Here is an 8,421-nt window from a genome sequence, read left to right on the forward strand (position 1 = left end):
GCCTGGGTCATGCTCAACCCCAGGCCCAGCACCAACGCCGGCACCCCGAGGATGCCGCCACCCGCACCCGTGAGGCCCATGACCAGGCCCATCAACAACCCCAACACACTGGCCAGCAGCATTCAGTCCACCTTGCTCAGACGGGTCAGCCACTCGCGGCCCTTGAGCATGCCGTTCCAGTAGAACCACGGCAGCAAGATGGCCTTGAGGAACCACATCGAACGCCGCGCACGGGTCGCATCGAGGGGGAACGTCGGCAGCAACTTGCCGCCGTAGCCGAACTCGGCCAGTACCACCTTGCCCTTCTCCACCGTCAACGGGCAGGAACCGTAGCCGTCGTACTGGAGCGGCAGCGGTGCGTGCTTGCGCAGGGCCAGCAGGTTTTCGGCAACCACCACGATTTGCTTGCGCACGGCGGCGGCGGTCTTGGCATTGGTGGTGCCGCACACATCGCCCAGGCCGAAAATGTGCGGGTAACGCAGGTGTTGCAGGCTGTGGGGGTTCACCTCACACCAACCGGCGGCGTCGGCCAGCGGGCTGTGGCGGATAAAATCCGGAGACACCTGTGGGGGGACCACGTGCAGCATGTCGAAGGATTTCTCCTCGACGGTGACATTGCCCTCGGCATCCTTCACCTCGAACCAGGCCTTGCGCGCCGGTCCATCGACCTTCACCAGGTTGGTGTTGAAGGCCAGGCGCGCGTTGTACTTTTTCACGTACTTCATCAGCGGCGGCACAAAGGCCGCCACGCCGAACAACGCCGCGCCGGCCAGGTTGAATTCGACCTCGATGTGCTTGAGGTTGCCCTGCTTGAGCCAGTGATCGCAGGACAGGTACATGGCCTTTTGCGGCGCACCTGCACACTTGATCGGCATCGCCGGCTGAGTAAACAGCGCCTTGCCGCCCTTGAGTTGCCGCACCAGTTGCCAGGTGTAGGCCGCGTGTTCGTAGCTGTAGTTGGACGTGACGCCGTGCTGGCCCAGGGTGTTTTCCAGGCCTTCGATTTTTTCCCAGGCCAGGCGCAGGCCGGGGCAGACAATCAGGTTGTTCCAGGTGACACGCTGGCCGCTGTCGAGCACCAGGGTCTGCTCGTCCGGCAGCAGCTCAGTGACGGCCGCCTGCACCCAGGTCACGCCGTTGGGCAGCACGTCAGCCAGGGGGCGACGGGTCTTTTTCACGTCATAGGCGCCACCGCCGACCAGGGTCCAGGCCGGCTGGTAGCAGTGATAGTCGCTCGGTTCGATCAGGGTGATGTTCAGGTGCGGGTCGCGCTTGAGCAAGCTGGCCAGCAGGCCGATGCCCGCCGAACCGCCGCCGATGACAACGATATCGCCACTGATGGTTGGGCCCCAGTGTTGGTCGGTCATGGTCTATTGCCTTTTATCGTCAATGCACACAAGGGTCGCTGCCGTATGGCGTCACGCCCAGCTTTTTATCACCGCGCCGCAGTACAGGCCGGACAGGGTCTTCATCACTTGAATCACTTCGTGGCTGGCCAATCCGTAGAAAATGTATTTGCCTTCCCGACGGGTGGCGACCAACCCTTCATCGCGCAAAATGCCCAACTGTTGCGACAGCGTGGGCTGGCGTACGCCCGTCAGGGCTTCCAGTTCACCGACGTTGCGCTCGCCCTGGGTCAACTGGCACAGGATCAGCAAGCGGTCCTCATTGGCCAGCGCCTTGAGCAACGCGCAGGCCTTGGACGCCGACGCACGCAACTGGGCGACTTCGCCTTCACTCAGAGTAGATTCCATTTGCCTCGGGTCCTTTGCGTCACTTAAGCTCGAAACATTATGTGTAAATGTAAAGTGATTGTAATCACTTTTTTCAACCTCAGGGGCAACCGTCATGTCAGCGTTGATTCATTCCTTTTTGGACGAGGCGTCGTCGACCTACACCTACGTCGTCTATGAAACAGACGGCGGCCCCTGCGCCATCGTCGATTCGGTGCTCAACTACGACCCGGCCTCCGGGCGCACCGACACGCGCCAGGCCGACAAGGTTATTGCCTTCGTCCGCGAACACCAGCTGCAGGTCGAGTGGTTGCTGGAAACCCATGCCCACGCCGATCACTTATCGGCCGCGCCGTATCTGCGTCGCACCCTGGGCGGCAAGATCGCCATCGGCCAGAGCATCGGCAGGGTGCAGGACGTGTTCAAGCACCTGTTCAACCTGGAGCCGGAATTTCGCGTCGACGGCTCGCAGTTCGATCACCTGTTCGCGCCGGATGAGGTCTTTCATATCGGCAATCTGACGGCCCAGGCGTTGCATGTACCGGGACACACCCCCGCCGACATGGCCTACCTGATCGACGGGCGTTTGATCCTGGTGGGCGACACCCTGTTCATGCCCGACGTCGGCACCGCCCGCTGCGACTTCCCCGGCGGCGATGCGCGCCAGTTGTATGCGTCGATGCGCAAACTGCTGGCCTTCCCGCCCGAGACGCGGTTGTACGTGTGCCATGACTACCCGCCCGAAGGTCGCGAAGCCCAATGCCTGACCAGCGTGGCGGAGCAGCGCGCGGGGAACATTCATGTGCATGACGGGGTGGATGAGGCCGCGTTTGTGGCGATGCGCACCCAGCGGGATGCAGGGCTGGGGATGCCGACGTTGCTGCTGCCGGCGATCCAGGTGAATGTGCGGGCGGGGAATATGCCGCCGGCGGAAGAGAACGGAGTGACTTACCTGAAGATCCCGCTCAACCAACTTTGAAATGCGGTTAATTAACCGAGTTGAGTCAGGAACCGAGGCTGATACCGTTCGCCGGTAACGGCAGCGCGGTTTTATAGCGCACCTGCTTGAGCGCAAAACTCGACCGAATGTTCGCCACCCCCGGCACCTTGGTCAGAAAGTCCATCATGAAGCGCTCCAGCGACTGTATCGTCGGCACCAGCACCCGGATCAAATAGTCCGGATCGCCCGCCATCAAATAGCACTCCATCACCTCGGGGCGGTCGGAAATCGCGCCTTCGAACTGCTGCAACGCCAGCTCGTTCTGCTTTTCCAGGCTCACGTGGATGAACACGTTGACGTGCAGCCCCAGCAAATCGGCGTCGAGCAGGGTGACCTGCTCGCGAATCAGCCCCAACTCTTCCATCGCCTTCACCCGGTTGAAGCACGGCGTGGGCGACAGGTTGACCGAGCGGGCCAGGTCGGCGTTGGTGATGCGGGCATTCTCCTGCAGAGCGTTGAGAATGCCGATGTCGGTACGGTCCAGTTTGCGCATGAGACAAAATCACCTGTTTATTATGTTTATGCAGTTTTTTTATCCGCAAATGATCCCAAGCGCAACGAAACACAGATAAATATTCTTCTACGCCCCGCCTATGATTGTTGTAGGACAGGATTTCTTCTACCCGAAGACTGACTGTCAGCTAGCGCGCCCACTACAAGAAATTCACAAGATCGAGCGTAGAAGCCATGAACCAGCCGTATGCACCATTGCGCCTGCACGTCCCCGAACCCTCGGGACGACCAGGCTGCAAGACCGACTTTACCTACCTGCGCCTATCCGACGCCGGCCTGGTGCGCAAACCCGCCATCGACGTAGAACCCGCCGACACCGCCGACCTGGCCAAGGGCCTGATCCGCGTGCTCGACGATCAGGGCCAGGCCCTGGGCCCATGGGCCGAAGGGGTTCCGGTAGATATCCTGCGCAAGGGCATGCGTGCCATGCTCAAGACGCGCATCTTCGACAACCGCATGGTGGTCGCCCAGCGTCAGAAAAAAATGTCGTTCTACATGCAGAGCCTTGGCGAAGAAGCTATTGGCAGCGCCCAGGCCCTGGCCTTGAACATCGACGACATGTGCTTCCCCACCTACCGCCAGCAAAGCATCCTGATGGCCCGCGACGTGCCGCTGGTGGACCTGATCTGCCAGTTGCTGTCCAACGAGCGCGACCCGCTCAAGGGCCGCCAGTTGCCGATCATGTATTCGGTGAAAGACGCGGGCTTCTTCACCATTTCCGGCAACCTCGCCACTCAATTCGTACAGGGTGTGGGCTGGGGCATGGCCTCGGCGATCAAGGGCGATACCAAGATCGCCTCGGCCTGGATCGGCGACGGCGCCACCGCCGAATCCGACTTCCACACTGCCCTCACCTTCGCCCACGTGTACCGGGCGCCGGTGATTCTCAACGTGGTCAACAACCAATGGGCCATCTCTACCTTCCAGGCCATCGCCGGCGGTGAGGCCACCACCTTCGCCGGACGCGGCGTCGGTTGTGGCATCGCCTCCCTGCGCGTGGACGGCAACGACTTTATCGCGGTGTACGCCGCCTCCGCCTGGGCCGCCGAACGTGCGCGCCGCAACCTCGGACCGACCCTGATCGAATGGGTCACCTACCGCGCCGGCCCGCATTCCACCTCCGATGATCCGTCCAAATACCGCCCCGCCGACGACTGGAGCCACTTCCCGTTGGGCGACCCGATTGCGCGCCTCAAGCAGCACCTGATCAGGAGTGGCCAGTGGTCCGAAGAGGAACACGCGGCGGTCACCGCCGAACTTGAAGCCGAAGTCATCGCGGCGCAAAAACAGGCCGAACAGTACGGCACCCTGGCCGGCGGCCAGATTCCAAGCGCCGCGACCATGTTCGAGGACGTCTACAAAGAGATGCCGGAGCACTTGAAGCGCCAGCGTCAAGAGCTGGGGGTTTGACATGAACGATCACAACAACAGTATCGAACTGGAAACCGCCATGACCACCACCACCATGACCATGATCCAGGCCCTGCGCTCGGCCATGGACGTGATGCTCGAACGCGACGACAACGTGGTGGTATTCGGCCAGGACGTCGGTTATTTCGGTGGCGTGTTCCGCTGCACCGAAGGCTTGCAGACCAAGTACGGCAGCTCGCGGGTATTCGACGCACCGATTTCCGAAAGCGGCATTATCGGCGTGGCCGTGGGCATGGGTGCCTATGGCCTGCGTCCGGTGGCCGAAATTCAGTTCGCCGACTACGTCTACCCCGCCACCGACCAGATCATCTCCGAAGCCGCGCGCCTGCGTTACCGCTCGGCCGGCCAGTTCACCGCACCGCTGACCATGCGCATGCCCTGCGGCGGCGGCATCTACGGCGGCCAGACCCACAGCCAGAGTATCGAAGCGGTGTTCACCCAGGTCTGCGGCCTGCGCACGGTGATGCCATCCAACCCGTATGACGCCAAAGGCTTGTTGATCGCCTCCATCGAAAACGATGACCCGGTGATCTTCCTGGAGCCCAAGCGCCTGTACAACGGCCCGTTCGACGGCCATCACGACCGTCCGGTAACCCCGTGGTCGAAACACCCGCAAGCGCAAGTGCCGGACGGTTACTACACCGTGCCGCTGGACGTGGCCGCCATCGTGCGTCCGGGGTCGGCCGTGACGGTGCTGACCTACGGCACCACCGTGTATGTATCGCAAGTCGCCGCCGAAGAAACCGGCATCGACGCCGAGGTCATTGACCTGCGCAGCCTGTGGCCGCTGGACCTGGAGACCATCGTCAAGTCGGTGAAGAAGACCGGCCGTTGCGTGGTGGTGCACGAAGCCACGCGTACCTGCGGTTTTGGCGCCGAGTTGGTGTCGCTGGTGCAGGAGCATTGCTTCCACCACCTGGAAGCGCCAATCGAGCGCGTCACCGGCTGGGACACCCCCTACCCGCACGCGCAGGAGTGGGCGTATTTCCCAGGGCCGTCCCGAGTGGGCGCGGCGTTGAAACGGGTCATGGAGGTCTGAATGGGCACGCACGTTATCAAGATGCCGGACATCGGCGAAGGCATCGCGGAAGTTGAATTGTCGCAGTGGCATGTGAAGGTCGGCGACCTGGTCGTCGAAGACCAGGTGCTGGCGGATGTGATGACCGACAAGGCGATGGTGGACATTCCCTCGCCCGTGCACGGCAAGGTGATTGCCCTCGGTGGCGAGCCGGGCGAGGTCATGGCCGTGGGCAGTATTCTGATCAGCATTGAAGTGGAAGGCGCCGGTAACGCCAAGGACGCGCCGGCGGTCGCTGAGCCGCCAAAGGCCGCGCCGGTGGTTGAAGCCAGACCGGCATCGGTCGAACACAAGCCCGCGCCGGTCGCGGTGAAAGCCCAGGCGCCGCAGGCCCGTGCAGCCGATGAACGTCCGTTGGCCTCGCCGGCGGTGCGCAAGCATGCGCTGGATGCGGGGATTCAACTGCGCCTGGTGCAGGGCAGCGGCCCGGCGGGCCGGATTCTGCATGAAGACCTTGAGGCCTATCTGCAACAAGGCTCGTCCACGCCCTCCACAGCGGCCAACCCCTACGCCGAACGCAACGACGAGGAACAGATCCCGGTGATCGGCATGCGCCGCAAGATCGCCCAGCGCATGCAGGACGCCACCCGCCGCGCCGCGCATTTCAGCTATGTGGAAGAGATCGACGTCACCGCGCTGGACGAGCTGCGCGTGCACCTCAATGAGAAACACGGCGCCACACGCGGCAAGCTGACGCTGCTGCCGTTTATCGTACGGGCCATGGTCGTGGCGTTGCGCGACTTCCCGCAGATCAACGCGCGTTACGACGACGAAGCCCAGGTCATCACCCGCCTCGGCGCGGTGCATGTGGGCGTCGCCACCCAGAGCGACGTCGGCCTCATGGTGCCGGTGGTGCGTCACGCCGAGGCACGCAGCCTGTGGGGCAATGCCGAGGAAATCGCGCGTTTGGCCACGGCCGCGCGCAACGGCAAGGCCAGCCGCGATGAGCTGTCGGGCTCCACCATCACCCTGACCAGCCTGGGCGCCTTGGGCGGCATCGTCAGCACACCGGTGCTGAACCTGCCGGAGGTGGCGATTGTCGGCGTCAACCGCATCGTTGAGCGGCCGATGGTGATCAAGGGCCAGATCGTGGTGCGCAAGATGATGAACCTCTCCAGCTCGTTCGATCACCGCGTGGTCGATGGCATGGACGCGGCGCAATTCATCCAGGCTATTCGCGGCCTGCTCGAACAACCCGCCAGCCTGTTCCTGGAGTAAGGGCATGACCCAGACATTGCAAACAACGTTACTGATTATCGGCGGCGGCCCCGGCGGCTATGTGGCGGCGATCCGCGCCGGTCAGTTGGGTATCCCGACCGTCCTGGTGGAAGGCCAGGCGTTGGGCGGTACCTGCCTGAACATCGGCTGCATTCCGTCCAAGGCCTTGATCCACGTGGCCGAGCAATTCCAGCAGACCGTGCACCACAGCCAAGGCTCGCAACTGGGCATCGAAGTCGACGTGCCGACCCTGGACATCCGCAAAAGCGTGGAATGGAAAGACGGCATCGTCGACCGCCTGACCACCGGCGTCGCCGCGCTGCTCAAGAAGCACAAAGTGCAGGTGATCCACGGCTGGGCCAAGATAGTCGATGGCAAGACCGTCGACGTCGGCGACCAGCGCATCCAGTGCGAACACCTGCTGCTGGCGACCGGTTCGACCAGCGTCAACCTGCCGATGCTGCCGATTGGTGGGCCGATCATCTCGTCCACCGAAGCCTTGGCGCCGACGCGGGTGCCCAAGCGCCTGATCGTGGTGGGCGGCGGGTATATCGGCCTGGAACTGGGGATTGTCTATCGCAAACTCGGCGCCGAGGTCAGCGTGGTCGAGGCGCAGGATCGCATCCTGCCGGCCTACGACGCCGAGCTGACGCAGCCGGTCAGCGAATCCCTCAAGCAACTGGGGGTCAAGCTGTACCTCAAGCACAGCGTCACCGGTTATGCCGACCACTGCCTGCAAGTGCGCGACCCGAATGGCGACACCTTGTCACTGGAAACGGATCAAGTACTGGTAGCCGTTGGTCGCAAACCCAACACCCAGGGCTGGAACCTAGAAGCGCTGAACCTGGACATGAACGGCGCGGCAATCAGGATCGACAGCCGTTGCCAGACCAGCATGCGCAACGTGTACGCCATCGGCGATCTGAGCGGCGAGCCGATGCTGGCGCACCGGGCCATGGCCCAGGGTGAAATGGTGGCCGAACTGATCAGCGGTCAACACCGCGAATTCAACCCGGCGGCGATCCCGGCAGTGTGCTTCACCGACCCGGAGCTGGTGGTGGTCGGCAAGACCCCGGACGAGGCCAAGGCCGCCGGCCTGGACTGCATCGTGTCGAGCTTTCCGTTCGCCGCCAATGGCCGGGCCATGACCCTGGAGTCGAAAACCGGCTTCGTGCGGGTGGTGGCGCGACGCGACAACCACCTGATCGTCGGCTGGCAGGCCGTGGGCGTGGGCGTGTCCGAGCTGTCCACCGCGTTTGGCCTGAGCCTGGAAATGGGCTCGCGCCTGGAAGACGTGGCCGGCACTATCCATGCCCATCCGACGCTGGGCGAAGCGGTGCAGGAAGCCGCGTTGCGGGCTTTGGGTCACGCGTTGCACCTGTAAAACCGTGGCGAGGCCATCGGGGGCAAGCCCCCTCCCACATTTGGAATGCATTCCCCTGTGGGAG

General features: G+C 63.1%; 8 protein-coding genes. 5 read left to right on the forward strand and 3 right to left on the reverse strand.

The window, feature by feature from the left end; genetic code table 11:
- Positions 1–122: 122 nt before the first annotated feature.
- Entirely contained in the window at positions 123–1,367 is a 1,245-nt protein-coding gene (locus JWR98_RS20490) for an NAD(P)/FAD-dependent oxidoreductase (protein ID WP_078733824.1), read from the reverse strand.
- Between the two features lie 51 nt (positions 1,368–1,418).
- A complete protein-coding gene (locus JWR98_RS20495; RefSeq protein ID WP_003174875.1) occupies positions 1,419–1,754 on the reverse strand; it encodes an ArsR/SmtB family transcription factor in 336 nt (111 codons plus the stop codon).
- Between the two features lie 94 nt (positions 1,755–1,848).
- On the opposite strand from JWR98_RS20495, the gene JWR98_RS20500 reads away from it, so the two are divergent.
- Positions 1,849–2,712 carry an MBL fold metallo-hydrolase gene (locus JWR98_RS20500; RefSeq protein ID WP_078733825.1) on the forward strand — a complete coding sequence of 288 codons (864 nt, stop codon included), beginning with the start codon at positions 1,849–1,851 and terminating at the stop codon, positions 2,710–2,712.
- A gap of 25 nt (positions 2,713–2,737) precedes the next feature.
- On the opposite strand, the gene bkdR is transcribed toward JWR98_RS20500, so the two are convergent.
- Entirely contained in the window at positions 2,738–3,226 is a 489-nt protein-coding gene (gene bkdR, locus JWR98_RS20505) for a Bkd operon transcriptional regulator BkdR (RefSeq protein WP_003174877.1), read from the reverse strand.
- A 194-nt stretch (positions 3,227–3,420) separates the two neighbouring features.
- On the opposite strand from bkdR, the gene JWR98_RS20510 reads away from it, so the two are divergent.
- Genes JWR98_RS20510 through lpdA form a run of 4 tightly spaced genes read left to right on the forward strand, consistent with a single transcriptional unit; the run spans position 3,421 to position 8,357 of the window.
- Positions 3,421–4,656, forward strand: coding sequence for a 3-methyl-2-oxobutanoate dehydrogenase (2-methylpropanoyl-transferring) subunit alpha (locus JWR98_RS20510; RefSeq protein WP_205491063.1), 1,236 nt, complete (start codon positions 3,421–3,423; stop codon positions 4,654–4,656).
- A gap of 1 nt (position 4,657) precedes the next feature.
- Positions 4,658–5,716, forward strand: a complete 1,059-nt coding sequence (locus JWR98_RS20515) for an alpha-ketoacid dehydrogenase subunit beta (RefSeq protein ID WP_065903963.1) — start codon at positions 4,658–4,660, stop codon at positions 5,714–5,716.
- Positions 5,717–6,973 carry a dihydrolipoamide acetyltransferase family protein gene (locus JWR98_RS20520; RefSeq protein WP_078733826.1) on the forward strand — a complete coding sequence of 419 codons (1,257 nt, stop codon included), beginning with the start codon at positions 5,717–5,719 and terminating at the stop codon, positions 6,971–6,973. It begins immediately after the preceding gene.
- 4 nt (positions 6,974–6,977) lie between these two features.
- Complete coding sequence (gene lpdA, locus JWR98_RS20525) at positions 6,978–8,357, forward strand: dihydrolipoyl dehydrogenase (protein ID WP_205491064.1); 1,380 nt, start codon at positions 6,978–6,980, stop codon at positions 8,355–8,357.
- The last annotated feature ends 64 nt before the right edge of the window (positions 8,358–8,421 follow it).

Origin of the sequence: Pseudomonas lactucae (assembly GCF_016937615.1) — a bacterium.
GTDB classification, from domain to species: Bacteria; Pseudomonadota; Gammaproteobacteria; order Pseudomonadales; family Pseudomonadaceae; genus Aquipseudomonas; species Aquipseudomonas lactucae.